Annotated in this window: 19 protein-coding genes; 14 read left to right on the top strand and 5 right to left on the bottom strand. The window is 71.9% G+C overall.

The window, feature by feature from the left end:
• Positions 1-18: 18 nt before the first annotated feature.
• The 6 genes from ACZ6MA_RS11500 to ACZ6MA_RS11475 all read left to right on the top strand — a co-directional run bounded on the left by ACZ6MA_RS11500 (position 19) and on the right by ACZ6MA_RS11475 (position 10,142).
• Positions 19-1,515: a 3' terminal RNA ribose 2'-O-methyltransferase Hen1 gene (locus ACZ6MA_RS11500; RefSeq protein ID WP_469432960.1), complete on the top strand. Its 1,497-nt coding sequence runs from the start codon at positions 19-21 to the stop codon at positions 1,513-1,515.
• On the top strand, positions 1,512-4,250 hold the full coding sequence (locus tag ACZ6MA_RS11495) for a polynucleotide kinase-phosphatase (RefSeq protein ID WP_469432959.1): 2,739 nt from the start codon (positions 1,512-1,514) through the stop codon (positions 4,248-4,250). The genes ACZ6MA_RS11500 and ACZ6MA_RS11495 overlap by 4 nt, the downstream gene beginning before the upstream one ends.
• 262 nt (positions 4,251-4,512) lie before the next feature.
• On the top strand, positions 4,513-5,745 hold the full coding sequence (locus ACZ6MA_RS11490) for an arginine deiminase (RefSeq protein WP_469432958.1): 1,233 nt from the start codon (positions 4,513-4,515) through the stop codon (positions 5,743-5,745).
• Between the two features lie 100 nt (positions 5,746-5,845).
• Positions 5,846-6,847 carry an ornithine carbamoyltransferase gene (gene argF, locus ACZ6MA_RS11485; RefSeq protein WP_469432956.1) on the top strand — a complete coding sequence of 334 codons (1,002 nt, stop codon included), beginning with the start codon at positions 5,846-5,848 and terminating at the stop codon, positions 6,845-6,847.
• A 225-nt stretch (positions 6,848-7,072) separates the two neighbouring features.
• Positions 7,073-7,900, top strand: a complete 828-nt coding sequence (locus tag ACZ6MA_RS11480) for an enoyl-CoA hydratase family protein (RefSeq protein WP_469432955.1) — start codon at positions 7,073-7,075, stop codon at positions 7,898-7,900.
• Position 7,901: 1 nt separating this feature from the next.
• Entirely contained in the window at positions 7,902-10,142 is a 2,241-nt protein-coding gene (locus ACZ6MA_RS11475; RefSeq protein WP_469432953.1) for a bifunctional salicylyl-CoA 5-hydroxylase/oxidoreductase, read from the top strand.
• A gap of 19 nt (positions 10,143-10,161) precedes the next feature.
• Here ACZ6MA_RS11475 and ACZ6MA_RS11470 read toward each other — a convergent pair whose 3' ends face one another.
• Complete coding sequence (locus ACZ6MA_RS11470) at positions 10,162-11,022, bottom strand: PaaX family transcriptional regulator (RefSeq protein ID WP_469432951.1); 861 nt, start codon at positions 11,020-11,022, stop codon at positions 10,162-10,164.
• Entirely contained in the window at positions 11,003-12,655 is a 1,653-nt protein-coding gene (locus ACZ6MA_RS11465; protein ID WP_469432950.1) for an AMP-binding protein, read from the bottom strand. The genes ACZ6MA_RS11470 and ACZ6MA_RS11465 overlap by 20 nt, the downstream gene beginning before the upstream one ends.
• Positions 12,656-12,792: 137 nt before the next feature.
• On the opposite strand from ACZ6MA_RS11465, the gene ACZ6MA_RS11460 reads away from it, so the two are divergent.
• Positions 12,793-13,965, top strand: a complete 1,173-nt coding sequence (locus tag ACZ6MA_RS11460; RefSeq protein WP_469432949.1) for an acyl-CoA dehydrogenase family protein — start codon at positions 12,793-12,795, stop codon at positions 13,963-13,965.
• On the top strand, positions 13,962-14,363 hold the full coding sequence (locus tag ACZ6MA_RS11455; protein WP_469432947.1) for a RidA family protein: 402 nt from the start codon (positions 13,962-13,964) through the stop codon (positions 14,361-14,363). Before ACZ6MA_RS11460 ends, ACZ6MA_RS11455 begins: the two co-directional genes overlap by 4 nt.
• Before the next feature lie 25 nt (positions 14,364-14,388).
• Here ACZ6MA_RS11455 and ACZ6MA_RS11450 read toward each other — a convergent pair whose 3' ends face one another.
• On the bottom strand, positions 14,389-14,559 hold the full coding sequence (locus ACZ6MA_RS11450; RefSeq protein ID WP_469432946.1) for an Rmf/CrpP fold protein: 171 nt from the start codon (positions 14,557-14,559) through the stop codon (positions 14,389-14,391).
• 52 nt (positions 14,560-14,611) lie between these two features.
• On the bottom strand, positions 14,612-16,141 hold the full coding sequence (locus tag ACZ6MA_RS11445; protein WP_469432945.1) for a helix-turn-helix domain-containing protein: 1,530 nt from the start codon (positions 16,139-16,141) through the stop codon (positions 14,612-14,614).
• A gap of 87 nt (positions 16,142-16,228) precedes the next feature.
• Here ACZ6MA_RS11445 and ACZ6MA_RS11440 point away from each other — a divergent pair, with 87 nt between their 5' ends.
• The 6 genes from ACZ6MA_RS11440 (at position 16,229) to ACZ6MA_RS11415 (ending at position 22,891) form a co-directional block, all read left to right on the top strand.
• Positions 16,229-17,224 (top strand): hypothetical protein, encoded by a 996-nt coding sequence (locus ACZ6MA_RS11440; RefSeq protein ID WP_469432944.1) that lies wholly within the window; start codon positions 16,229-16,231, stop codon positions 17,222-17,224.
• A gap of 1 nt (position 17,225) precedes the next feature.
• Complete coding sequence (locus ACZ6MA_RS11435) at positions 17,226-17,588, top strand: GntR family transcriptional regulator (RefSeq protein ID WP_469433148.1); 363 nt, start codon at positions 17,226-17,228, stop codon at positions 17,586-17,588.
• A 319-nt stretch (positions 17,589-17,907) separates the two neighbouring features.
• The gene (gene acnA / locus ACZ6MA_RS11430) at positions 17,908-20,625 is read left to right on the top strand and encodes an aconitate hydratase AcnA (protein WP_469432943.1); all 2,718 of its coding nucleotides are present in this window, start codon (positions 17,908-17,910) and stop codon (positions 20,623-20,625) included.
• Positions 20,626-20,861: 236 nt separating this feature from the next.
• Positions 20,862-21,140: a hypothetical protein gene (locus ACZ6MA_RS11425; RefSeq protein WP_469432941.1), complete on the top strand. Its 279-nt coding sequence runs from the start codon at positions 20,862-20,864 to the stop codon at positions 21,138-21,140.
• A 23-nt stretch (positions 21,141-21,163) separates the two neighbouring features.
• Positions 21,164-21,496, top strand: a complete 333-nt coding sequence (locus ACZ6MA_RS11420; protein WP_469432940.1) for a hypothetical protein — start codon at positions 21,164-21,166, stop codon at positions 21,494-21,496.
• A 102-nt stretch (positions 21,497-21,598) separates the two neighbouring features.
• Positions 21,599-22,891 (top strand): hypothetical protein, encoded by a 1,293-nt coding sequence (locus tag ACZ6MA_RS11415; protein WP_469432939.1) that lies wholly within the window; start codon positions 21,599-21,601, stop codon positions 22,889-22,891.
• A gap of 81 nt (positions 22,892-22,972) precedes the next feature.
• Here the strand turns inward: ACZ6MA_RS11415 and ACZ6MA_RS11410 are convergent, their stop codons facing one another.
• Entirely contained in the window at positions 22,973-24,013 is a 1,041-nt protein-coding gene (locus ACZ6MA_RS11410) for an FG-GAP repeat domain-containing protein (RefSeq protein WP_469432938.1), read from the bottom strand.
• Between the last annotated feature and the right edge of the window lie 5 nt (positions 24,014-24,018).

Here is a 24,018-nt window from a genome sequence, read left to right as displayed (position 1 = left end):
CCGGCAATACTCAGTCGGGTGTTCCTGACGATAAGCACCACCGGCACAGCCGGATCGCCCGCCACCGATCTCGGATTCCTGCTGCACAAACACCCCGACCGGGCGCAGCGGTTCTCCACCTCCCACGGCACCGCGCACGTCCTCTACCCCGAGGCGACGGCGGAGCGCTGCACGGCGGCGCTGCTGCTGGAGATCGACCCCGTGGCTCTGGTGCGCAGGAGCAAGGGCCAAGGCCGCGGCGGTGCCCCCGACTCGGCGCTGGCGCAGTATGTCAACGACCGGCCGTACGCGGCGTCCTCGCTGCTGGCGGTGGCGCTCGCCGCCGTGTTCTCCAGCGCCCTCAAGGGCCAGTGCGCGGCCCGGCCGGAGCTGCCCGGCACCGCGTTGCCCCTGCGGGTCGAGGTGCCCGTGCTGCCCGCCCGGGGTGGCGCGGGGCTGGTGGAGCGGCTCTTCGGCCCGTTGGGATGGACGGTGACGGCGGAGCCGGTGGAGCTGGACGAGCGGTTCCCGGAGTGGGGTCACTCGCGGTACGTGCGGCTGGCGCTGGAGGGCGAGCTGCCCCTCGCGGACGCGCTGCGGCATCTGTACGTGCTGCTGCCGGTGCTGGACGACGCCAAGCACTACTGGGTGTCGCCCGACGAGGTGGAGAAGCTGCTGCGCGCCGGTGCGGGCTGGCTGGAGGGCCACCCCGAGCAGCGCCTCATCACCAGCCGCTATCTCGCCCGCCGCTGGTCGCTCACCCGCGATGCCCTCGCCCGGCTCGCCGAGGCGGACGACGCCGAGGTCGAAGAACTCGACAACGCCGTGGACGAGGAGGCGGACACCGAGGAGAAGCCGGTGCCGCTCGCCGTCCGGCGACGGGAGGCGATCCTCGGCGCCCTGCGCGCGGCCGGCGCGGAACGCGTGCTCGACCTGGGGTGCGGGCAGGGGCAGCTGGTGGGGGAGCTGCTCAAGGACCCGCGGTTCACCGAGATCGTCGGGGTCGACGTCTCGATGCGCGCGCTCAAGGAGGCGTCGCGGCGGTTGCGGCTGGAGCGTATGACCGAGCGTCAGTCGGCGCGGGTGCGGCTGATGCAGGGTTCGCTCGCCTACACCGACCGCCGGCTCGCCGGGTACGACGCGGCCGTGCTCAGCGAGGTCATCGAGCACCTCGACCTGCCCAAGCTGCCCGCCCTGGAGTACGCGGTGTTCGGCGCCGCCCGGCCCGCGACGGTCGTGGTGACCACCCCCAACGTGGAATACAACGTCCGCTGGGAGTCGCTCCCCGCCGGGCACGTCCGGCACGCGGACCACCGCTTCGAATGGAACCGGGAGGAGTTCCGCGCCTGGGCCCACGCGGTGGCCGAACGGCACGGCTACGGCGTGGAGTTCATCCCCGTCGGCCCCGATGACCCACAGGTGGGGCCACCCACCCAGATGGCCGTCTTCCGCAAGCCGAAGACGGACCCCAAGAGCGCGCCCCCGGTGAACGGGGCCCGGAAGAACGAGACCGCGAAGGAGGCGAAGGCGGTATGAACGCGATGAACGACCCGACCCCGGACCGGACCCCGACCCCGGCTCCGGCCCCCACCCCGGCCCAGGTCCCGGCCACCAGCCACCGCACGCTCGCCGTGCCCGACCTGTCCCTCGTGGTCCTCGTCGGCGCCACCGGCTCCGGCAAGTCCACCTTCGCGGCCCGGCACTTCAAGCCCACCGAGGTCGTCTCCTCCGACTTCTGCCGCGCCCTGGTCAGCGACGACGAGAACGACCAGAGCGCCAGCGGTGACGCCTTCGACGTCCTGCACTACATCGCCGGCAAGCGGCTCGCCGCCGGGCGGCTCACCGTCGTCGACGCGACCAACGTCCAGCCCGAGAGCCGTAAGCAGCTCGTGGCCCTGGCCCGGCAGTACGACGTGCTGCCCGTCGCGATCGTCCTCGACGTCCCCGAGCAGGTCTGCGCCGAGCGCAACGCCACCCGACCCGACCGAGCCGGGCTGCCGCGCCGCGTCATCCAGCGCCACCAGCGCGAGCTGCGCCGCTCCCTGCGGCATCTGGAGCGGGAGGGATTCCGCAAGGTGCACGTCCTGCGCGGTGCCGCGGAGACCGACGCGGCCGAGATCGTCCGGGAGCGCCGCTTCAACGACCTGCGGCACGTCACCGGCCCGTTCGACATCGTCGGCGACATCCACGGCTGCCGGTCCGAGCTGGAGACCCTGCTCACCGCGCTGGGCTACGTGCTGACGCGCGACGACGCCGGCCGCCCGGTAGACGCCGCGCACCCCGAGGGGCGCACCGCCGTCTTCGTCGGCGACCTGGTCGACCGCGGCCCCGACAGCCCCGGTGTGCTGCGCCTCGTCATGGGCATGGTCGCCGCAGGCCACGCCCTGTGCGTCCCCGGCAACCACGAGAACAAGCTCGGCCGTTACCTGAGCGGCCGCAAGGTCCAGCCCTCCCACGGCCTCGCCGAGACGATCGAGCAACTGGAGCGCGAGGACGCCACCGACCCGGAGTTCCGTCCCCGGGTGCGGGAGTTCATCGAGTCGCTGGTCAGCCACTACGTCCTCGACGGCGGCGCGCTCGTCGTCTGCCACGCCGGGCTGCCCGAGAAGTACCACGGCCGCACCTCCGGCCGGGTCCGCTCGCACGCCCTGTACGGCGACACGACCGGCGAGACCGACGAGTTCGGCCTGCCCGTGCGCTACCCCTGGGCCGAGGACTACCGCGGCCGTGCCGCCGTGGTGTACGGCCACACCCCGACCCCCTCGGCCACCTGGCTCAACAACACCATCTGCCTCGACACGGGCGCCGTCTTCGGCGGCCGGATGACCGCTCTGCGCTGGCCCGAGCGCGAGCTGGTGGACGTCCCCGCCGAGCGCGTCTGGTACGAGCCGGTCAAGCCCCTGGCGAGCGAGGCCCCGGGCGGTGCCGACGGCCGCCCGCTCGACCTCGCCGACGTCACCGGCCGCCGGGCCGTGGAGACCCGGCACATGGGCCGTGTCGCCGTGAAGGAGGAGAACGCGGCGGCGGCCCTGGAGGTCATGAGCCGCTTCGCGGTCGACCCCCGGCTGCTCGCCTACCTCCCGCCGACCATGGCGCCCTGCGCGACGTCCAAGGAGGACGGTTACCTGGAGCATCCCGCGGAGGCCTTCGCCGCCTACCGTGCCGACGGTGTGCGCCAGGTGGTCTGCGAGGAGAAGCACATGGGCTCGCGCGCCGTGGTCCTCGTCTGCCGTGACGCGGACGTGGCACGCGAGCGGTTCGGCGCCCCCGAAGGCGCCTTTGGGGCGCTGTACACGCGCACCGGACGGCCGTTCTTCGACGACCCGCAGATGACCGAGCGCGTCCTCGGCCGGATCGGCCGCTGTGTCGGCGCGGCGGGCCTGTGGGCGGAGCTGGACACGGACTGGCTGCTGCTGGATGCCGAGCTGATGCCCTGGTCGCTCAAGGCCGAGGGCTTGCTGCGGCACCAGTACGCCGCCGTCGGCGCGGCCGCCCGTACCGTCTTTCCCGGGGTGCTCACCGCCCTGGAGTCCGCCGCGGCCCGTGGCGTGGACGTCACGGACCTGCTCGGCCGGCAGCGGGAGCGGGCCGAGGACGCCGAGGCGTTCACAGAGGCCTACGGGCGCTACTGCTGGCCGGTCGGCGACGCCGCGCGGGTCCGGCCGGGCGGAAGCGCGGAGCCGGCGCCCGGGGGCACGGACGGCCTGGAGGGCATCCGGCTGGCCCCGTTCCAGATCCTGGCCGCCCGGGGCCGCAGTCTCGCCGCGCTCCCGCACGACGAGCAGCTCGCGCTCATCGACCGCCTGGTCGCGGCCGAGGCCTCCCTGCCCGACGGGAACGAGGGCACCCACCGCGACGGCCTTCTCGCCCCCACCGGCCGGCTGATCGTCGACACCGAGGACGAGGCGTCCGTCGCCGCGGGGGTGCGCTGGTGGCTGGAGCTGACCGCCGCCGGTGGCGAGGGCATGGTCGTCAAGCCCCTCGGCGCGCTGGTGCGAAGCGCCGACGGCCGTCTCGTGCAACCGGGCGTCAAGTGCCGTGGCCGGGAGTACCTGCGGATCGTCTACGGCCCGGAGTACACCCGCCCGGACAACCTCGCCCGGCTGCGGGTGCGCCACCTCGGTCACAAGCGGTCCCTCGCCCTGCGTGAGTACGCGCTCGGTCTGGAGGCGCTGGACCGGCTGGCCGCCGGGGAGCCGCTGTGGCGCGTCCACGAGGCGGTGTTCGCCGTCCTCGCCCTGGAGTCCGAGCCGGTGGACCCCCGGCTCTAGGACTTGTTCGACGGGTCTTCGGCTGTGGGCCGTCTGCCGACTGCGGGCTGTGCGTGCCGCCTGCGGCGGCGGGCGCCCTGCGGGCGCGTCCTCAAGCGCCGGACGGGCTGAAATCAGCCCGTCCGGCGCTTGAGGACAGAGCACAGCAGCTCGTCCGGCGATTGAGGACACCGCGCCGCGCCGCGGACCTGCGGCATCCGCCACGACGCCTTCCACACCCCGGTGCCGAGTGATCACGGTGTGGTGGGGCCAGGATGGAGGGATGGGATTTCATGTCGATTCCGAGGCCGGGCGGCTGCGCCGCGTCATCCTGCACCGCCCCGACCTGGAGCTGAAGCGGCTCACTCCGTCCAATAAGGACGCCCTCCTCTTCGACGACGTGCTCTGGGTGCGGCGCGCCCGCGCCGAGCACGACGGGTTCGCCGATGTGCTGCGTGACCGCGGCGTCGAGGTGCACCTCTTCCAGGACCTGCTGCAAGAGAGCCTCGCGGTGCCGGCGGCGCGTTCGCTCGTGCTGGACCGTGTCTTCGACGAGAAGGAGTACGGGCCGCTCGCCACCGACCATCTGAGAGCCGCGTTCGACGCGATGACCGCCGCGGAGCTGACCTCCTCGCTCGTCGGCGGGATGACCAAACGGGAGTTCCTGGAGCGGCACGCGGAGCCGGTGTCCGTCCGGTTCCACGTCATGGACCTCGATGACTTCCTGATCAATCCGCTGCCCAACCATCTCTTCACCCGTGACGCCTCGGCCTGGGTGTACGACGGGGTGTGCATCAACGCGATGCGCTGGCCCGCCCGTTGGCACGAGACAGTGCACTACGAGGCCGTCTACCGCCATCACCCGCTCTTCGCGCCGGGCGGATTCCACCTCTGGTCCGAGGGCCAGGCGGCCTACCCGTCGACGATAGAAGGCGGCGACGTCCTCGTCATCGGGGAGGGCGCGGTACTGATCGGCATGAGCGAGCGGACCACCCCGCAGGCCGTGGAGATGCTGGCCCGCGGTCTCTTCGCGGCCGGGTCGGCCCGTACGATCGTGGCGCTGGACATGCCCAAGGCGCGGGCGTTCATGCATCTGGACACCGTGATGACGATGGTCGACGGCGACACGTTCACGCAGTACGCCGGGCTGGGCATGCTCCGCTCGTACACGATCGAACCCGGGACGAGCGAGAACGAGCTGAAGGTCACCGACCACCCCCCGGAGCACATGCACCGCGCGATCGCCGCCGCCCTCGGGCTCGACGACATCCGGGTGCTTACCGCCACCCAGGACGTGCACGCGGCGGAGCGTGAGCAGTGGGACGACGGTTGCAACGTGCTGGCGATCGAGCCGGGGGTGGTCGTCGCGTACGAGCGCAACGCGACGACCAATACGTTTCTGCGCAAACATGGAGTGGAGGTCATCACGATCCCGGGCAGCGAGCTGGGCCGGGGAAGGGGCGGCCCGCGCTGTATGAGCTGCCCGGTCGAGCGGGACGCGGTGTCCTCGCGATGAGCGGGGGTGGCCCATCGCACACCGAGCCACTGCATAGTGATGCGAAGGATCGTATAGAGTTCCGATTTTCCCCTGTAGTCGTGACCTAGGAGCCCACCCCATGGCGACTAACCTCAAGGGCCGCCACTTCCTCAAGGAGACGGACTTCACCGCGGAGGAGTTCCACGGCCTGATCGAGCTGGCCGCGGAACTCAAGGCGGCCAAGCGCGCGGGCACCGAGAAGCCGTCGCTGCGGGGCCGGAACATCGCGCTCGTCTTCGAGAAGACCTCGACCCGCACCCGCTGTGCCTTCGAGGTGGCCGCCGCCGACCAGGGTGCCCGGACGACGTATCTGGACCCCGCCGGCTCCCAGGTCGGGCACAAGGAGTCTGTCAGGGACACGGCACGGGTGCTCGGCCGGATGTTCGACGGCATCGAGTACCGCGGTCACGGCCAGGAGGTCGTCGAGGAGCTGGCCGCGCACGCCGGCGTGCCGGTCTTCAACGGCCTCACCGACGAGTGGCACCCCACCCAGATGCTCGCCGACGTGCTCACCATGAGCGAGCACACCGCCAAGTCCCTGGAGCACGTCGCCTTCGCCTATCTCGGCGACGCCCGGTACAACATGGGCAACTCCTACCTGGTCACCGGTGCCCTCCTCGGCATGGACGTACGGATCGTGGCCCCCGAGGAACTCTGGCCGGCCCCGGAGGTCGTCGCCGAGGCGCGGCGCCTCGCCGAGGTGAGCGGTGCGCGCATCACGCTGACGGCGGACGTCGCCGAAGGGGTGCTCGGCGCCGACTTCGTCGCCACCGACGTATGGGTGTCGATGGGGGAGCCCAAGGAGGTCTGGGACGCCCGGATCGCGCTGCTCGCGCCGTACGCGGTCACCATGGACGTGCTGCGCGCGACCGGCAATCCGGCGGTGAAGTTCCTGCACTGCCTGCCCGCCTTCCACGATCTCGGCACCTCGGTCGCCCGCGAGATCTACGAGCGCCACGGGCTGACCTCCCTGGAGGTGACCGACGAGGTCTTCGAGTCCGTGCACTCCGTCGTCTTCGACGAGGCCGAGAACCGGATGCACACGATCAAGGCGGTGCTGGTGGCGACCCTGGGGGACTAGACCGTCTCGGGCGGGCGCCCCGCGGGTGCGTCCTCAAACGCCGGACGGGCTGGATATGGCCGGCCTCAGTCGATGACAGCCCGTCCGGGGCTTGCGGACGCTGCCGTGCGGCCCTTGGCGTCTCCCGGCCAATCCTTATCGCGTACTCGTGACGACAGTCACACAGCGGTGATAACTTCGCCGGGCAGGCACGCACCAGCCACCGGCTGAAGGAGGCCGTGCTCCATGAGTCCGTTCACCGGCTCCGCGCACCGCACCGAGGAATGGCGGCACCTGCGCCTGACCCTCGACGAGGGCGTGGCGACCCTCACCCTCGCCCGGCCCGACAAGCTCAACGCCCTGACGTTCGGCGCCTACGCCGACCTGCGCGACCTTCTGCCCGAGCTGGCCCGTGACGGATCCGTACGGGCCCTCGTGCTCGGTGGCGAGGGCCGCGGCTTCTGCTCCGGCGGCGACGTCGACGAGATCATCGGCGCCACCCTGGCCATGGACACCGGCCGGCTGCTCGACTTCAACCGCATGACCGGGCAGGTCGTCCGCGCCCTGCGCGAGTGCCCCTTCCCGGTGATCGCCGCCGTTCACGGGGTCGCGGCGGGCGCCGGCGCCGTCCTCGCGCTCGCCGCCGACTTCCGCGTCGCCGACCCGACCGCCCGCTTCGCCTTCCTCTTCACCAAGGTCGGTCTCTCCGGCGGTGACATGGGCGCCGCCTACCTCCTGCCCCGCGTCGTCGGCCTCGGTCACGCGACGCGGCTGCTGATGCTCGGCGAGACCGTGCGCGCCCCCGAGGCCGAACGCATCGGGCTCATCAGCCAGTTGGTGGAGGAAGGCGAGGCGGCCGACGCGGCGCGGGCCCTCGCACGCCGTCTCGCCGACGGCCCCGCCCTCGCGCACGCCCAGACCAAGGCCCTGCTCACCGCGGAACTCGACATGCCGCTCGCCGCCGCCGTCGAACTCGACGCCGCCACCCAGGCGCTGCTGATGAACGGCGCCGACTACGCCGAGTTCCATGCCGCGTTCACCGAGAAACGGCCCCCCAAGTGGCAGGGGCGGTGACATGAAGGTCGCGGTCATCGGCGGCGGCCCCGGCGGCCTCTACACCGCCGCCCTGCTCAAACGCCAGGGCCCCGCGCACGAGGTCACCCTCTGGGAGCGCAACGCCCCCGACGACACCTTCGGGTTCGGCGTCGTCCTCTCCGACGAGACCCTGGGCGGCATCGAGAGCGCCGACCCGGTCGTCCACCGCGCCCTGAGACGGGAGTACGTCCGCTGGGACGCCATCGACGTCGTCCACCGGGGCCGGGTGCTGACCTCCGGCGGCCACGGCTTCGCCGCCCTCGGCCGCCGACGGCTCCTGGAGGTCCTCCACGAACGCTGCCGGGCCCTCGGCGTCACCCTCCACTTCTCCACCGAGGCCCCGCCCGCCGCCGAGCTGGCCCGCTCCCACGACCTCGTCGTCGCGGCCGACGGTGTCCACAGCCGCACCCGGGACACCCACCGCGACGCCTTCCGCCCCACCCTCACCACACACCGCTGCCGGTACATCTGGCTCGCCGCCGACTTCGCCCTCGACGCCTTCCGCTTCGAGACGGCCGAGACCGAACACGGCCTGATGCAGCTGCACGGCTACCCCTTCTCGCCCCACGCGAGCACCGTCATCGTCGAGATGCGCGAGGAGGTGTGGCGCCGCGCCGGACTCGACCGCTGCGACGAGGACGCTTCCCTCGAACAGTGCGGCAAGTACTTCGCCGGCTTCCTCGGCGGGCGCCCGCTGCGCTCGAACCGCTCCACCTGGACCGCCTTCCGCACCGTCGTCAACGAACACTGGTCCCACCGCAACACCGTGCTGCTCGGCGACGCCGCCCACACCGCCCACTTCTCCATCGGCTCCGGCACCAAGCTCGCCGTCGAGGACGCCCTCGCCCTCGTCCGGCACCTGACGGACCGGGCCACCGTCACCGAGGCCCTGGCCGCCTACGAGGCCGAGCGACGCCCGGTGGTGGCCTCCACCCAGCGCGCGGCCCGCGCCAGCCTGGAATGGTTCGAGAACCTCGCCGTGCATCTCGGCCAGCCACCCCGCCGGTTCGCCTTCAACCTCCTCACCCGCAGCCGCCGCGTCACCCACGACAACCTGCGGCTGCGGGACGCGGACTTCGTCGCCGCCGTCGAGGAGGAAGCGGGCATACCCCCCGCGACACCGCCGATGTTCACTCCCTTCCGGCTGCGCGGGCTGACCCTGCGCAACCGGGTCGTCGTCTCCCCGATGGACATGTACTCCGCCGTCGACGGCACCCCGGACGACTTCCACCTCGTCCACCTCGGTGCCCGGGCCCTCGGCGGCGCCGGACTCGTCATGACCGAGATGGTCTGCGTCAGCCCACGGGGCCGGATCACCCCGGGCTGTACGGGCCTGTACGCGCCGGAACACGAGCGCGCCTGGCGGCGCGTCACCGACTTCGTCCACACCCGGGCCCCCGGCACCGCCATCGGCGTCCAGCTCGGCCACTCCGGTCGCAAGGGCTCCACCCGGCTCATGTGGGAGGGCATCGACCAGCCGCTCCCCGACGGCAACTGGCCCCTCGTCGCCGCGTCCCCGCTGCCCTACCGGCCCGGTGTCAACCAGACCCCCAAGGCCCTCGGCAGACCGGAACTGGACGCGATACGCGCGCAGTTCACCCGCTCCGCCGAGTCCGCCGCCCGCGCCGGCTTCGACCTCCTCGAACTGCACTGCGCGCACGGCTATCTGCTGTCCGGCTTCCTCTCCCCCCTCACCAACCGGCGCGACGACGCCTACGGCGGCGACCTCGCGAGACGGCTGCGCTACCCCCTGGAGGTCTTCGACGCCGTACGGGCCGTCTGGCCCGCCGAGCGGCCCATGACCGTCCGGATCTCCGCCACCGACTGGGCCGCCGGCGGCACCACCGCCGACGACGCCGTCACCATCGCCCGCGCCTTCGCCGACCACGGCGCCGACGCCATCGACGTCTCCACCGGGCAGGTCGTCCCCGACGAGAAGCCCGCATACGGCCGCTCCTACCAGACGCCCTTCGCCGACCGGATCCGCCACGAAGTCGGCGTCCCGGTCGTCGCCGTCGGTGCCATCTCCTCCTGGGACGACGTCAATTCACTGATACTGGCGGGCCGCGCGGACCTCTGCGCCCTCGCCCGCCCGCACCTCTACGACCCGAACTGGACCCTGCACGCCGCCGCCGACCAGGGCTACACCGGCCCCGGCGCGCCCTGGCCGCAGCCGTACCGGGCGGGCAGCCGCAAGCCGCCGACGGGGCGCACCCTCTGACCGGCGGAACCCGGCCCGGCTACGCCAGCGCCGGTGCGACGAACTGCCCGCCCGCCTCGCACAGCCGCGCGTGCAGTGCCCCGAACACCCGGGCCGCCCGCCCGCCCGGCCACCGGTCCGGCAGCAGCGACGCCGGCAGCCCCGGGTCGGCGTACGGCAGCCGCCGCCAGGAGTCCAGCGCGAGGAGATAGTCGCGGTAGGCCTCCTCCGGCGGCAGCGTCCGCCGGCGCGCCCAGCGGCGCAGCACGGGCTCGTGGGCGTTCAGGAACGCCCGGTGCTGCGTCGCCAGTGCCTCCAGGTCCCACCACCGGGCCACGGCCTCGGGAGTCGGCTCGAAGCCGAGGTGGCCGCCCTTGAACAGATCGACGTAGCCGGCCAGCCCCAGCCGCTCCAGGGTGTGCCGCGTCTCCTCGTAGACGTGCGCCGGGGCGATCCACACCCCGGGCGCCGCCGTGCCGAACCCCAGCCGGGAGAGCCGGGAGCGCAGCAGATGCCGCTTGTGCCGCTCCTCCTCGGGAACGGAGAAGACGGCCAGCAGCCACCCCTGGCCGGCCCGCGCCGGGGAGCGGCCGTAGATCCGCCGGTCACCGTCGCGCAGCAGCTCCCGGGCGTCGTCCGACAGCCCGTACCCCGCCGCCCCGCCCGCCGTGCGCCCCGCGACGAGCAGCCCGCGGCGCTTGAGCCGGGAGACGGCGGACCGTACCGACGGGGAGTCCACGCCCACGGCCCCGAGCAGCCGGATGAGGGCCGCGATCGGTACCGGGGCGCCCGGGTCGTCGGCGCTGCCGCGTCCGTACGCGCCGTAGAAGGTGACGATGAGGGACCTGGGAGTGTGGGACGGCTGCGGGTCTGTCGGCGAGTCAGTCGGCTGGTCGTTCACGGGAAAACTGTAAAGCGCCCGCACGCAGCCTGAAGCGCTGGAGTTTGCCGGTGGGCGTGCGGGGCAAGGCATTTAGGAACTCGATCTCGCGAGGGCACTTGTAGGGAACGATCTCCTTTTTGGTGAACTCCCGCAGCTCCGCGACGGTCTCCTCGGTACGCGGCACCCCCGCCCGCAGCACCACGTGCGCGACGACCACCTGGCCGCGCCGGCTGTCCGGCCGTCCGACGACGGCCGCCTCAAGGACGTCGGGATGGCGTAACAGGGCCTCCTCGACCTCGGGGCCCGCGATGTTGTACCCCGCGGAAATGATCATGTCGTCGGCGCGGGCCACATAGTGGAAGTAGCCGTCGGCGTCTTGTAGATAGGTGTCGCCGGTGAGGTTCCAGCCGTCGCGCACGTAGTCGCGCTGGCGCTCGTCCGTCAGATAGCGGCAGCCGGTCGGGCCGCGCACCGCCAGCAGGCCGGCCTCGCCGTCCGGCAGCGGACGGCCGTCGGCGCCGATCACCCGCGCCTCGTACCCGGGCACCGGCAGCCCGGTCGTGCCGGGCCGGGCCGCCTCGTCGGCCGCGGAGATGAAGATGTGCAGCATCTCGGTGGCCCCTATGCCGTTGATGACGCGCAGTCCGGTCGCCCGCCGCCAGTCGTGCCACAGGGCCGCGGGCAGATGCTCACCGGCGGAGACGCACCGGCGCAGCGAGGAGACGTCGTAGGCGGCGAGTTCGGCCAGCATCGCGCGGTAGGCGGTCGGGGCGGTGAACAGCACCGAGACACGGTGGCGCTGGATGTCGGCCAGCAGCCGGCGGGGGCCGCCCCAGTCGGCGAGCAGGGTGGAGGCGCCCACGCGCAGCGGGAAGACGAGCAACCCGCCGAGGCCGAAGGTGAAGCCGAGCGGAGGGCTGCCCGCGAAGAGGTCGTCGGGGTGCGGCCGCAGGACGTGGGCGGAGAAGGTGTCGGCGATGGCGAGCACGTCACGGTGGAAATGCATGCAGCCCTTGGGGCGTCCGGTGGTGCCGGAGGTGAAGGCGATGAGCGCGACATCGTCCGCCGCGGTGTCGACGGGCGCGTACGCGAGGGGTTTCGCGGCCGCGAGCCGCAGCAGCTCGCCTCCGTCGTCCCCGCCGAACGGCGTGATCGTCAGGGCCGGCACCCCCGCCTTGGCCAGGTCGTCGATCGACCGGGCGTCGCACAGCGCGTGCCGCACCCGGGCGAGTTCGCAGATGGTGGCGAGTTCGTGCGGGCGCTGTGCGGCCAGGACGGTCACCGCCACCGCGCCGGCCTTCATGACCGCGAGCCAGCACGCCGCCAGCCAGGGCGTGGTGGGGCCCCGTAACAGGACCCGGTTGCCGGGGACGACCCCGAGGTCCTCGGTGAGCGCGTGCGCGATCCGGTTCACCCGGGCGTTCAGCTCACCGTAGGACCAGACGCCGCCCGCGCCGTCCCGCACGGCGGGCCGGTCCGCGCCCACCCGCGCCACCGTCGCGTCCAACAGCTCGGCCCCGCAGTTGAGACGGCCGGGATAGCGCGGCACCGCCGCCCCCGCCAGATCGAAGCGAAGATCCGGCCACTGTCCGCCAGGTGGCAAGTGATCACGCGGGAAGGTGTCGACATGGGCCGACGGCATGAGCTCCATCGCGGGTTGCGCCCCCTAGCGCCGAGGAAAAATAGAGGTGAACCGGGGGTCTTGCCAGCCATGCGGATTCGCTGCCAGCGTAGCGACTTGGTGACGGCAGTCAACAGAGCGCGATATGTCAACGGAGGAGGCGCCCGGTGTCCACACCCTTCGCACTGGACCAGGGGCAACGTGAGTGGCGCGCCGGACTGCGCACGCTCGCGGCGGAGCGGCTGCGCCCCCTGGCGGACAAGGGCGAGCCCGGCCGCGTCAACCGGCCGCTCGTCGCCGCGCTGGGTGAACTCGGCCTGCTGGCGCGGCTGTTGCCCGCCGACGGAGCCGTCCGGGCCATGGACCTGTGCTTGCTGCGCGAGTCCCTCGCCCTGGAGTGCACCGAGGCCGAGACTGCCCTCGCCCTCCAGGGCCTCGGCACGTACCCGATCGTGGACGCGGGGACTTCCGCGCAGCGGGCGCGCTGGCTGCCGGAGGTGGTGGCGGGCCGCGCGATCGCCGCGTTCGCGCTCAGCGAGCCCGGCGCGGGCTCCGACGCGGCGGCGCTCGCGCTGCGCGCGGAGCGCGAGGGGAGCGCCTGGCGGCTCTCGGGGGAGAAGTGCTGGATCTCCAACGCCCCCGAGGCGGACCTCTACACCGTCTTCGCCCGCACCGGCCCGGCCCCCGGCGCACGCGGTGTCACCGCCTTCCTGGTCCCCGCCGGCCGTCCCGGTCTCGGCGGCCGGCCGCTCGCCATGGTCAGTCCGCATCCCGTCGGCACCCTCACCTTCGACGCCGTCCCCGTCGGCCCGGACGACGTCATCGGTGAGATCGGCGGTGGCTTCCGCGTCGCCATGCGCACCCTGGACCTCTTCCGCCCGAGCGTCGGTGCCTTCGCCGTCGGCATGGCGAGGTCCGCGCTCCGCGCCGCCCTGGCCCACGCCGCCGAACGCCGCGCGTTCGGCGGGCCGTTGAAGGACCTCCAGGCCGTCTCCCACCGGCTCGCCGAGATGGCGACCCGCACCGAGGCTGCCGCCCTGCTCGTCCACGCGGCGGCCGCCGCGTACGACGCGGGGGAGCCCGGCACGGCGGGCCGCTCGGCCATGGCCAAACTCTTCGCCACCGAGACCGCGCAGTACGTCGTCGACGCGGCCGTACAAATCCACGGCGCCCGCGCCCTGGAACGCGGGCACCTCCTCGAACACCTCTACCGCGAGGTCCGGGCGCCGCGCATCTACGAGGGCGCAACGGAGGTGCAGCGCACCATCATCGCCAAGGAGCTGTACCGGACGGGCCTCGATGGCGCCGGACCCGTGAGCCCCGGGGGGACGAGCCGATGAGCGAACTCGAACGCGTCAACCCCGCCGGGCTCTCCCCGCCCACCGGCTTCTCCCACGCCGTCACCGCCACCGGCGGCCGGCTGGTCTTCCTCGCCGGGCAGACCAGCCTCGACGCGGCCGGCGAGGTCGTCGGGGCCGGTCTGCCGGAACAGTTCGAGCGGGCCCTGAGCAATTTACTGGCCGCCCTGGGCGCCGTCGGCGGCCGGCCGTGCCACCTGGCGCGGGTCACCGTCTACGCCACGGACGTCGGCGACTACCGCGCGCACGCCCGCGAGCTGGGGACGATCTGGCGCCGGCTGGCCGGGCGCGACTATCCGGCCATGGCCGTGATCGGCACGACCCGGCTCTGGGACGAGGAGGCCCTGGTCGAACTGGACGGGGTGGCGGTCCTGCCGTGAGCCCCCGTCCCGCCGCTCCCGCCCCTCAGCCCTCGCCGCCCCGCCGGTCGTCGCGGGCGGCGGCCCAGCCCCGCAGCCACGCCGCCCGCAGTGGATCACCCGGCGGGTAGGGACAGTCGGCGACCTGCTCGCCCAGCTCGAACGCCAGCCGCCCCTCCTTCAGCGCCACCACCAGCTCGGCCTTGCTCGCCACCATGAGGGCACACCTTCCTGCCGGAACGATCCGTGGGACCAGTGTGACCCCCGGGTCAGATGTCGCGGAAGATCTCGATCTGCGCGCCGATGGAGTTGAGCCGCTCCGCCAGGTCCTCGTAACCCCGGTTGATCACATAGACGTTGCGCAGCACCGACGTGCCCTCCGCCGCCATCATGGCCAGCAGGACGACCACGGCGGGCCGCAGGGCCGGCGGGCACATCATCTCGGCCGAGCGCCAGCGGGTCGGGCCTTCGACGAGGACGCGGTGCGGGTCGAGGAGTTTGACGTCGGCGCCGAGGCGGTTGAGGTCGGTGAGATAGATGGCGCGGTTGTCGTAGACCCAGTCGTGAATGAGGCTCTGGCCCTGGGCGGTGGCGGCGATGGCCGCGAAGAAGGGGACGTTGTCGATGTTGAGGCCCGGGAACGGCATCGGGTGGATCTTGTCGATCGGCGCCCGCAGCTTGGAGGGGCGCACGGTCAGGTCCAGCAGCCGGGTGCGGCCGTTGTCCGCCGGGTACTCCGGGCTGCGCTCGTGGTCGAGGCCCATTTCTTCGAGGACGGCCAGTTCGATTTCGAGGAACTCGATCGGCACCCGCCGGATCGTCAGCTCCGACTCCGTCACCACGGCGGCGGCCAGCAGGCTCATCGCCTCGACCGGGTCCTCGGAGGGGGCGTAGTCGACGTCGCGGTCGATGGTGGCCACGCCGTGCACGGTGAGGGTCGTGGTGCCGATGCCCTCGACGCGCACGCCCAGCTCCTCCAGGAAGAAGCAGAGGTCCTGGACCATGTAGTTCGAGCTGGCGTTGCGGATGACGGTGACACCGTCGTGGCGGGCGGCGGCCAGCAGGGCGTTCTCGGTGACGGTGTCGCCGCGTTCGGTCAGCACGATCGCCCGGGTGGGTGCGACCGAACGGTCGACCCGAGCGTGGTAGGTGCCGTCGGTGGCCGTGATCTCCAGGCCGAAGTGGCGCAGGGCCGTCATGTGCGGCTGGACGGTCCGGGTGCCGAGATCGCAGCCACCGGCGTAGGGAATCTTGAAGCGGTCCATGCGGTGCAGCAGCGGACCGAGGAACATGATGACGCTGCGGGTGCGGCGGGCGGCCTCGGTGTCCATCGCGGCCAGATCCAGCTCGGCGGGCGGCACGATCTCGAGGTCGTTGCCGTCGTTGATCCAGCGGGCCCTGACGCCGATGCTGCCGAGCACCTCGAGGATCCGGTAGACCTCCTCGATGCGGGCGACGCGGCGCAGCGTCGTGCGGCCGGCGTTCAGCAGCGTCGCGCACAGCAGGGCCACGCAGGCGTTCTTGCTGGTCTTGACGTCGATGGCGCCGGAGAGCCGACGGCCGCCGACGACCCTCAGATGCATGGGTCCGGCATATCCGAGGGAGACGATCTCGCTGTCCAGCGCCTCACCGATACGGGCGATCATATCAAGGCTGATGTTCTGATTTCCCCGCTCGATGCGGTTGACCGCGCTCTGGCTGGTGCCGAGGGCGTCGGCGAGCTGCGACTGCGTCCAGCCCCGGTGCTGACGCGCGTCACGGATGAGCTTGCCGATACGGGCGAGGTAGGCGTCTGTCATGAGACAGACGGTATCTCAGATATGAGATCCCTTCCCCATTGATCATTGTTCTATTACTATGCAAACAACTGAAAGGGGGGCGTACGCATGACTTCCCACGCGCCCGTACGTCCGGCGGCGCTCCGGCGCCGCCCTCTGGTCGTGGTGGCGCCCTATCTGCTCGGCGCCGCCGTGTTCCTCACGGTCTTCCTCACCCGCCGGGACCGACTGCCCGACCCCATGGCCACCCACTTCGCCGGCGCCGGCCGCGCCGACGGCTTCACCACGCTCGGTGCCTTTCCCTATGTGGCCCTCGCCCTGCTGCTCCTGCCGGCCGCCGTCTTCTTCGGGTGCGCCTGCGCGGAGGGCGGCAGACGGGCGCACGGGCGGGCGCTCGTCGCCCTCGCCTACGGCGTCGCGGGGCTCAGCGGATTCCTGTTCACCGACCTCGTCCTCGCCAACGCACGGGCCGCCTCCGCCGCGCAGGTCCGGCTCGACCCCTGGCGGCTCGGCGCGGCCATGGTCTTCGCCGTCTGCGTCGCCGGTCTCGGCCTGCTCCTGGCGGGCCGGGGCGCGCCGCCCGCCCCCCGGGCGACCGCCGGCCCCGACGCCACGCCCCGGCTGCCCCTCCGCGAGGGGGAGAGCGTGACATGGACGCGGACCGTCGCCTCCCGCGCCCTCCTCGTCTGCGGACCCGCGCTCATCGTGCTGGGTGTGCCGGTCGCCCTCGTCGCGGACGTGGGCTCGGCCCTCTCCTTGCTCCTCCCGGGCGCGGTGCTGTCCGTCATGGCCGGCGCGCGCGTCACGGTCGACCGGCACGGGCTGACCGCCACCGTTCCCTGGCTGCCGCGGCCCCGGCTGCGCGTGCCGCTCGCCCGCATAGGGGAGGCGAGCAGTCGCGACATCAACGCCTGGAAGGACATGGGCGGCTGGGGGTACCGGGTCCACCCGGGCCGCAGCGGGCTCGTGCTGCGCTCCGGCGACGCGATCGTGGCCCGGCTGACCACCGGCAGCGAGTTCGTGATCACCGTCGACGACGCGGCCACGGCCGCCGCGCTGCTCAACGCGCTGGTCGCCCGTGACCGCGCGCACCACGGGAGCTGAAGTGCTGATCCGGCTCGACCCCGCCTCGCCGCTGCCGCTCGGCGACCAGATCGCCGCCGCCGTGCGCGGAGCCATCGCCGACGGCGCCGTCCGCCCCGGCGAGCGCCTGCCCGCCGCCCGCGCGCTCGCCGACTCCCTCGGCGTCAACGTCCACACCGTGCTCCGGGGCTACCAGCGGCTGCGCGAGGAGGAACTCATCGAGCTGCGCCGCGGCCGCGGGGCGGTGGTCACCGGCGGCGCCACCTCCCCGGGCCGCGCCCGCCTCGTCGAGGGCGTCCGCCACCTGATCGCAGAGGCCCGCACCCTCGGGCTGTCCGACGAGGAGGTCCTGACCCTGGTCAGGACGGGGCTGGCGGGGCGCTGACCGCGATCAGAGCTCCGAGGTGTCCAGCTCCATGTCGAAGGGGTCGTGGACGTGCCCGCACGCCGTTCACTCGAACAGGGGAACGACCTCCGATGTTCGTGAGATCACCGCCCGTGACAGCCACGCACGGCCTATCAGGGCATGACCGCGCCGCGGCGATGTACTAGAGTTATCTCGACATCGAGATATCTGCCGAGAGGCGTACCGCTGCCGCGCCAGTAAGGCATGCCTAACTTAGGTTCACCTTAACGGATCGGCGTGGAGCTGTGACGGCAGGATGGCCGTGGTACGCGCGAATTCATGCATGAAGGAGACTGTCGTGTCGGCGAACAGCTTCGACGCCCGCAGCACGCTGCAGGTGGGCGACGAGTCGTACGAGATCTTCAAGCTGGACAAGGTCGAGGGCTCCGCCCGTCTGCCCTACAGCCTGAAGATCCTGCTGGAGAACCTGCTCCGCACGGAGGACGGCGCGAACATCACCGCCGACCACATCCGGGCGCTGGGCAACTGGGACTCCCAGGCCCAGCCCAGCCAGGAGATCCAGTTCACGCCGGCCCGCGTGATCATGCAGGACTTCACCGGCGTGCCCTGCGTCGTCGACCTCGCCACCATGCGTGAGGCCGTCAAGGAGCTCGGCGGCGACCCGGCGAAGATCAACCCGCTGGCCCCGGCCGAGCTGGTCATCGACCACTCCGTCATCGCCGACAAGTTCGGCACGAAGGACGCCTTCGGCCAGAACGTCGAGCTGGAGTACGGCCGCAACAAGGAGCGCTACCAGTTCCTGCGCTGGGGCCAGACCGCCTTCGACGAGTTCAAGGTCGTCCCCCCGGGCACCGGCATCGTCCACCAGGTGAACATCGAGCACCTGGCCCGCACCGTCATGGTCCGGAACGGCCAGGCGTACCCCGACACCCTCGTCGGCACCGACTCGCACACCACCATGGTCAACGGCCTCGGCGTGCTGGGCTGGGGCGTCGGCGGCATCGAGGCCGAGGCCGCGATGCTGGGCCAGCCGGTCTCCATGCTCATCCCGCGCGTCGTCGGCTTCAAGCTGACCGGCGAGCTGCCGGCCGGCACCACCGCCACCGACCTCGTGCTCACGATCACCGAGATGCTGCGCAAGCACGGCGTCGTCGGCAAGTTCGTCGAGTTCTACGGCGAGGGTGTGGCGGCGACGAGCCTCGCCAACCGCGCCACCATCGGCAACATGTCGCCGGAGTTCGGCTCCACCGCCGCGATCTTCCCGATCGACGGCGAGACGCTGAAGTACCTCAAGCTCACCGGCCGCTCCGAGCAGCAGGTCGCGCTCGTCGAGGCGTACGCCAAGGAGCAGGGCCTCTGGCTCGACCCGGCCGCCGAGCCCGACTTCTCCGAGAAGCTGGAGCTCGACCTCTCCACGGTCGTCCCCTCGATCGCCGGCCCGAAGCGTCCGCAGGACCGTATCGTCCTCGCCAACGCCGCCCAGCAGTTCGCCCAGGACGTCCGCAACTACGTCGACGACGTCGACGAGGCGGGCAAGGAGTCCTTCCCGGCCTCCGACGCCCCGGCCAACACGCCGAACGGCGCCCCGTCGAAGCCGGTCACCGTGACCGCCCCCGACGGCACCACCTACGAGATCGACCACGGCGCCGTCACCGTCGCCGCGATCACCTCCTGCACCAACACCTCGAACCCCTACGTCATGGTCGCCGCGGCGCTCGTGGCCAAGAAGGCGGTCGAGAAGGGCCTGACCCGCAAGCCGTGGGTCAAGACCACGCTCGCCCCGGGCTCCAAGGTCGTCACCGACTACTTCGACAAGGCGGGCCTGACCCCGTACCTCGACAAGGTCGGCTTCAACCTCGTCGGCTACGGCTGCACCACCTGCATCGGCAACTCCGGCCCGCTGCCGGAGGAGGTCTCCAAGGCCGTCAACGAGCACGACCTGGCCGTCACCTCGGTGCTCTCCGGCAACCGCAACTTCGAGGGCCGGATCAACCCCGACGTCAAGATGAACTACCTGGCGTCCCCGCCGCTGGTCGTCGCCTACGCCCTCGCCGGCTCCATGAAGGTGGACATCACCAAGGACGCCCTGGGCATCGACACCGACGGCAACCCCGTCTTCCTCAAGGACATCTGGCCGTCCGAGGCCGAGGTCAACGACGTCGTGGCCAACGCCATCGGCGAGGACATGTTCAACAAGTCCTACCAGGACGTCTTCGCGGGCGACGCCCAGTGGCAGGCGCTGCCGATCCCGACCGGCAACACCTTCGAGTGGGACGCCGAGTCCACCTACGTCCGTAAGCCCCCTTACTTCGAGGGCATGACGATGGAGACCACCCCGGTCTCCGACATCACCGGCGCCCGCGTGCTGGCGAAGCTGGGCGACTCGGTCACCACCGACCACATCTCCCCGGCCGGTGCCATCAAGGCCGACACCCCGGCCGGCAAGTACCTGACCGAGCACGGTGTCGAGCGTCGTGACTTCAACAGCTACGGTTCGCGCCGCGGCAACCACGAGGTCATGATCCGCGGTACGTTCGCCAACATCCGCCTGCGCAACCAGATCGCGCCGGGCACCGAGGGCGGCTTCACCCGCGACTTCACGCAGCCGGACGCGCCGGTGTCGTTCATCTACGACGCCTCGCGCAACTACATCGAGCAGGGCATCCCGCTGGTCGTCCTGGCCGGCAAGGAGTACGGCTCCGGCTCGTCCCGTGACTGGGCCGCCAAGGGCACCGCGCTCCTCGGCGTCAAGGCCGTCATCGCCGAGTCCTACGAGCGCATCCACCGCTCGAACCTCATCGGCATGGGCGTCCTGCCCCTCCAGTTCCCCGAGGGTGCCACGGCGGAGACGCTGGGCCTCACCGGCGAGGAGACCTTCACCTTCACCGGTGTGACCGAGCTGAACAACGGCACCACGCCGCGCACGGTCAAGGTCACCACCGACACCGGTGTCGAGTTCGACGCGGTCGTCCGCATCGACACCCCCGGCGAGGCGGACTACTACCGCAACGGCGGCATCATGCAGTACGTGCTGCGCTCTCTGATCCGCAAGTAAGCGGCAGCGCCCGGGCGTTCACCCCGGGCGGGCGTGCACAGGGCCGCATCCCGTGTCTCACGGGGTGCGGCCCTTCGCCGTTTCACCGGGCGGACGTTCCCCTTGCCACTCTTTCGGGGCATTCCCCAACACGTCCGGGTGATCAGGGGATTGAGGATGTGTCGGGCATTCCCCCGCTGGTTACGCTCCCTGCCGGGACGACGCGACGCCGTTGTTCCTGAGGGAGGGAGCAAGCGATGGGATCCGCCGTCACCTTTGGGGAACTCGACCGCCTTCGCGGTGAGGAACTTCCCCCGCGGATCGCGCTTTCGAGTGTGCTGTCGGCAGGCGCCACGGGCGCCGACCAGCCCGTGTTCCCGACGCTGGTGAGGACGGAGCACGGAACGACGGTCGCCTACGCCTGTCAGTACCGGCAGGACCCGGGAAGCCCCGGCCTTCTCGTCGCCCTGGGACTGGCGCCCAGCTCTCCCGGACACAGCACCACCTGTATTCCTGCGGCCATTTCAAGCCGCTGACCGCTTCGAGAAGGGGTACGGACATGGACAACGCCATCAGCTTCCAGGAACTCGACGAGGTCTCGGGCGAGGTGCTGCCCGAGCGGACCGTCATGGGCATCGTGGCCACTCCGCTCAACTTCGCCGACCCGGGTGACGGCGCCGCCGGCGCCGGCAGCTCCAGCAGCAGCGCCGCGACGGCCTCGGGCGGCGGGGTGTACGCCCCGCCGGCCTCCGACCACGGCACCACCGCCCTCTCGGCCTGCCAGTCGGTGGACCGCCAGGGGACGCCGGGGCTGCTCGGTTCGCTGGGCCTGCCGTCCACGAACCCGACCACCAGCCTGACCTGCACCCCCGCGGCCATCTCGAGCCACTGATCGCGTAACGGCACGCCGTAACGCTGGGGGAAGGGCCGGAGACCTCCGGCCCTTCCCGTCACTTTCGCAGGCAGTGTGCCGGTCATCTCACGGGGAGCGCCCATGTCACAGGAACCCACGCTGGTGGCCGGCATGGAACTGGTCGGCGAGTTCGAGGGCTCCGGCTACCGGGAGCCGCCCCATCTGGTCTGCCGCCCCGACGGGCAGATCGTCCGGCTGCCCGCCCTGCTCTACCAGGTCGTCCGGGCGCTGAACGGCCCCAGCCGGGAGCATCCCGGACCGGAGCCGGTCATGGCGCGGGTGGCCGACGAACTTTGCCGCGAAACGGACCGGGAGTTCACCACCGAGCACGTCGCCTTCCTCATCGACAAGAAGCTCGCCCCGCTCGGCATCACCACCTACAGCGACGGCTCGCCGCCTCCTCCCACCCCCAAGAGCGACCCGTTCCTGTCGTTCCGGTTCAAGGTGGCGGTACTGCCCGAGCACGTCACCTGGTTCCTCTCCGGCCTCCTCGCCTGGCTGTTCCGGCCCCTGCTGGTGGTCGGCGCCCTCGGCGCGTTCGTGGCCGGCGAGGTCTGGCTGTGGTTGACGCAGGACACCGGTGCCGCGTTGCGGACGGTGCTGTCCTCCCCGGCCGGCGTGCTGCTCGTCGTCCTCCTGGCCATCGCCTCGTGCGTGTTCCACGAAATGGGGCACGGCGCGGCATGCCGCTACGGAGGCGCGCGGCCCGGCGCCATGGGGTGCGGCATCTACGTCGTGTGGCCGGCCTTCTACACCGACATCACCAACTCCTACCGGCTGGGCCGCGCGGGCCGCATCCGGGCCGACCTGGGGGGCGTCTACTTCAATGCCCTCTTCGTGCTGGGCCTGCTGGCGCTGTACACGGCGACCGGCTCCCCGCTCCTGCTGGTGGCGATTCTCTCCGTCCACCTGGAGATGTTCCAACAGCTGCTGCCCACCCTGCGGTTCGACGGCTACTACATCGTCGCGGACCTGACGGGCATCCCCGACCTCTTCAAGTACATCGCGCCCATTCTCCGGCGCGTCGTACTGCGCCGGGCGCACGACGAGCGGCTCTCGGCCCTCAAGCGATGGCCGCAGATCTTCGTCGCGGGATGGGTCCTCTTCCTGGTGCCGGCGCTCGTTCTCCAGCTCGGTCTGGTGCTGGCCAATATGCCGCGACTGCTCCAGGCCGACTGGCGGACCGTCAATTCCCTGGTGGAGCACGCCGGGACGTCCGGCAACCAGATCCTCGGCATGATCGCGGCGTGCCTGCAGGTCCTGTTGCTCACCCTGCCCGTCGTCGGGCTGTCGCTGGTGCTCGTGCGACCGGCGCGGTCCCTCGTCCGGCTCGCCCGGCGCCGGGTGCGCCGCCGCGCCGACGGGTCCGGATGAGGGGGCGGCACGGCAGGCCACCCCGTACGAAAGGGCCGCACTCCCTTCCGGGAGTGCGGCCCTTGTCATGGGTGCCGCGGATCAGAACATCAGGCGGTACTGGTTCCAGCCCGAGTTGCCGACCTTCACACGAGCCTTGAAGGGCGAGGACGCGTTGCCCGTGCCCTTGTAGAGCCACACGGCGCCGTCACCGTCGCGGGCGATCAGGTCGCTGCGGCCGTCGAGGTCCACGTCACCGGTGCCGAGCAGCTTGGTGAACTGGTTCCAGCCGGAGCCGATCCTCATGCGGGCGGCGAACGGCTTGGAGGAGTCGCCGGTGCCCTTGTAGAGCCACAGCACGCCGTCCTTGTCGCGGGCGACGACATCGGCCTTGCCGTCGCCGCTCAGGTCGCCCCGGCCCGCGATCTGGGTGAACTGGTTCCAGCCGGAGCCGACCTTCTTCCGGCCCGACAGCGAGCCGTCGGCGGCGGCGAGGTAGAGCCACAGCACGCCGGAGCGGTCACGGACGAGGAGGTCCGACTGCTTCGACCCGCCGAGGTTGCCGGGGGTGAACAGCTGGTCGTACTGCGCCCAGTCGGTCGCGACGCGGCGGCCGGCGCCGTCGGCGCTGCCGTAGTAGATGTTGCTGTGGGCGTCGCGCAGGTACACGCCGTCGGGCATGCCGTCGCCGTTGTGGTCGACACGGGCGCTCGCGTCGATGCCCTGCCAGTCGCCGGCCATGCGCTTGCGGGCGGTCAGCCCGCCCTTGCCGTCGGGCCAGTAGGCGTAGATGTCCCCGGAGCCGCCGACGGCGGAGACCGGGAAGAAGGGGGCGGCGGCGGTGGGGCCGCTCGGACGGACCGTGCGCGGCGCCGCCAGGCCCGGGGCGGCGGACTTGGCGTCCGCCTGGGCGCCCTGGGCCGCGCTCCGGGCCTCGGCCCAGCGCTTGGCGCTGTTCTCGGCCGCGTGCCGCGCCGCGCGCTGTGCGGGCGAGGAGGCCGGCGTGATGTCGGCCAGGGCGGTTCCGGCGGTGGTGCCGACCAGAGCGGCGGCTATCGCCGCGGTCGCGAGACGGCTCAGGGCGCGTCCGCGCGTACGGCCGGGAAGATGGGCCACGTAGGTCTCCAGAAAAATCAGGCTCAATCAGA

The sequence above is a fragment of the Streptomyces sp. NPDC042259 genome, assembly GCF_055582085.1.
This window is presented reverse-complemented; position numbering and strand designations above follow the sequence as displayed.

Excerpts from the sequence above, each read along its gene's own strand:
- ACZ6MA_RS11495 (WP_469432959.1), top strand. The coding sequence starts at position 1,512 with ATGAACGCGATGAACGACCCGACCCCGGACCGGACCCCGACCCCGGCT.
- ACZ6MA_RS11490 (WP_469432958.1), top strand. The coding sequence starts at position 4,513 with ATGGGATTTCATGTCGATTCCGAGGCCGGGCGGCTGCGCCGCGTCATC.
- argF (WP_469432956.1), top strand. The coding sequence starts at position 5,846 with ATGGCGACTAACCTCAAGGGCCGCCACTTCCTCAAGGAGACGGACTTC.
- ACZ6MA_RS11480 (WP_469432955.1), top strand. The coding sequence starts at position 7,073 with ATGAGTCCGTTCACCGGCTCCGCGCACCGCACCGAGGAATGGCGGCAC.
- ACZ6MA_RS11475 (WP_469432953.1), top strand. The coding sequence starts at position 7,902 with ATGAAGGTCGCGGTCATCGGCGGCGGCCCCGGCGGCCTCTACACCGCC.
- ACZ6MA_RS11465 (WP_469432950.1), bottom strand. The coding sequence starts at position 12,655 with ATGGAGCTCATGCCGTCGGCCCATGTCGACACCTTCCCGCGTGATCAC.
- ACZ6MA_RS11455 (WP_469432947.1), top strand. The coding sequence starts at position 13,962 with ATGAGCGAACTCGAACGCGTCAACCCCGCCGGGCTCTCCCCGCCCACC.
- ACZ6MA_RS11450 (WP_469432946.1), bottom strand. The coding sequence starts at position 14,559 with ATGGTGGCGAGCAAGGCCGAGCTGGTGGTGGCGCTGAAGGAGGGGCGG.
- ACZ6MA_RS11445 (WP_469432945.1), bottom strand. The coding sequence starts at position 16,141 with ATGACAGACGCCTACCTCGCCCGTATCGGCAAGCTCATCCGTGACGCG.
- ACZ6MA_RS11440 (WP_469432944.1), top strand. The coding sequence starts at position 16,229 with ATGACTTCCCACGCGCCCGTACGTCCGGCGGCGCTCCGGCGCCGCCCT.
- ACZ6MA_RS11425 (WP_469432941.1), top strand. The coding sequence starts at position 20,862 with ATGGGATCCGCCGTCACCTTTGGGGAACTCGACCGCCTTCGCGGTGAG.
- ACZ6MA_RS11420 (WP_469432940.1), top strand. The coding sequence starts at position 21,164 with ATGGACAACGCCATCAGCTTCCAGGAACTCGACGAGGTCTCGGGCGAG.
- ACZ6MA_RS11415 (WP_469432939.1), top strand. The coding sequence starts at position 21,599 with ATGTCACAGGAACCCACGCTGGTGGCCGGCATGGAACTGGTCGGCGAG.